The 961-nt window shown below is 60.5% G+C and carries 1 protein-coding gene; it reads right to left on the bottom strand.

Annotation, left to right across the window (positions count from 1 at the left end):
- Positions 1 to 58: 58 nt before the first annotated feature.
- A partial coding sequence (locus ACFQ3C_RS18885) for a porin (RefSeq protein ID WP_380795238.1) occupies positions 59 to 961 on the bottom strand: 903 nt, incomplete at its 5' end.

Below are 961 nucleotides of genomic sequence, written 5' to 3'. Positions count from 1 at the left end.
CAAAAGAAAAGGGCAGGTCCGAAGACCTGCCCTTCCTTGTTCAACTGCTTGTTCTGGATCAGAACGAGAAGAAGATACCAGCGGACACGATGTTGTCGCCGTTCTGGTTGGAGGTCCAGCCACCTTCGACCGAAGCGCCGCCGCCCAGACCGTAGGATGCACCCAGGCCGTATGCGGTGTCGACGGTGTCTTCGTCAGCAACGAAGCCGTAGACATACAGCGCGTCGTTGGCTTTGTAGCCAGCGCGCAGCGAGACTTTCTCGGAGTCAACCGCACCGTACTCGGTGTCAGCATAGGACAGAGCTGCGTCGAACGCGCCGAAGCTACCGCCCAGCGATGCGAACAGGATGCTGTCGCCGTCGCGTGCGCCTTCGTTCCACTCTTCGTAAGCGACTGCAACAGTGTAGTCAGCGAACTTGTAGTTTGCGCCCAGACCGTACGAAGTGTCGGTGCTGTGTGCGTGCAGGCCGATGCCGTTCATGCTGTACAGAACTTCAACGCCGTCTTGTGCGCCCGCGCCAGCCGACTGGTACGCGGTCCAGCCGAATGCGCCGCCGTTTGCATAGGTGTTGGCTGCCAGCGAAGCAAAGCCGTTACCTTCCAGGCCCATGCCAGCCGATTTGGTCGGCAGATACAGGTTCGGAGCAGCTTCGATCACACCCAGGATGTTGCCGACTGCGATGGTCAGGCCACCGGCGGTTGCGTAGAAACGCGCCTGGTTGCCGCCAGCGTTGGCTGCGTTTTCTTCAGTCTGGAAACGCTGACGCGCGCCCAGGGTCAGGCCGCCATCGGTCTCGGTGGTCAGGTCCATCTGGATACGCAGACGGCTTGCGGTGTTCACGTCATCGGGGTTTACACCGTTGTCGTTGTACACTGCGCCGAAGCGTGCGTAGCCGGAGATCTTGACGTCTGCGACTGCAACACCAGCGGTGGCGACCAGCGCGGTAGTTGCGATAAGAAG

This window comes from Seohaeicola saemankumensis (genome assembly GCF_042678485.1).
Classification (GTDB): Bacteria; Pseudomonadota; Alphaproteobacteria; order Rhodobacterales; family Rhodobacteraceae; genus Seohaeicola; species Seohaeicola saemankumensis.
This window is presented reverse-complemented; position numbering and strand designations above follow the sequence as displayed.